Here is a 920-nt window from a genome sequence, read left to right as displayed (position 1 = left end):
CTCCCAGCCCCCCGCCCCGGGCGCGCTCGCCGCCAAGGTCCGCACGCTCGCCCCCTCCATGACCCGCTCCATGCAGCGGGTCGCCGAGGCGGTGGCCGCCGACCCGGCCAGCTGCGCCGCCCTCACCGTCACCGGCCTCGCCGAGCGCACCGGCACCAGCGAGGCCACCGTGGTCCGCACCTCCCGCCTGCTCGGCTACCCCGGCTACCGCGACCTGCGGCTGGCCCTCGCCGCCCTCGCCGCCCAGCAGGCCGCCGGCCGCGCCCCGGCGGTCACCGCCGACATCGCGGTCGACGACCCCATAGCCGACGTGGTCGCCAAGCTCGCCCAGGAAGAGCAGCAGTGCCTCGCCGACACCGCCGCCGGGCTGGACACCGCCCAGCTGGACGCGGCCGTCAGCGCGCTCGCCACCGCCCGGCGGATCGATGTCTACGGCATCGGCGCCTCCAACCTGGTCGGCCAGGACCTGGTGCAGAAGCTGCTGCGGATCGGGCTGGTCGCGCACGCCCCCGCCGACCCGCATCTGGCGGTCACCAACGCCGTACAACTGCGCTCGGGGGACGTGGCCATCGCGATCACCCACTCCGGGGGCACCACCGATGTGATCGAACCGCTGCGGGTCGCCTTCGAGCGCGGCGCCACCACGGTGGCCATCACCGGGCGGCCGGACGGTGGCGTCGCGCAGTACGCCGACCACGTCCTGACCACCTCCAGCGCGCGGGAGAGCGAACTGCGCCCGGCCGCGATGTCCAGCCGCACCAGCCAGCTCCTGGTGGTGGACTGCCTGTTCGTCGGGGTCGCCCAGCGCACCTACGAGACCGCCGCGCCCGCCCTGTCCGCGTCCTACGAGGCCCTGGCCCACCGGCACGACTCCCGTACCAACCGCTGACCCGCCACCCCCATCCGCAACCGCCCCACCC

Annotated in this window: 1 protein-coding gene; it reads left to right on the top strand. The window is 75.7% G+C overall.

The genetic code is table 11. The annotated features are described in order from the left end of the window. On the top strand, positions 1-889 hold an 889-nt coding region (locus tag E4099_RS32445; RefSeq protein WP_135342652.1), incomplete at its 5' end, for a MurR/RpiR family transcriptional regulator. Between the last annotated feature and the right edge of the window lie 31 nt (positions 890-920).

Origin of the sequence: Streptomyces palmae, from assembly GCF_004684805.1 — a bacterium.
GTDB classification, from domain to species: domain Bacteria; phylum Actinomycetota; class Actinomycetes; order Streptomycetales; family Streptomycetaceae; genus Streptomyces; species Streptomyces palmae.
Note: the sequence above shows the minus strand (reverse complement) of the source record. Positions and strands in the feature narration are given on the sequence as shown.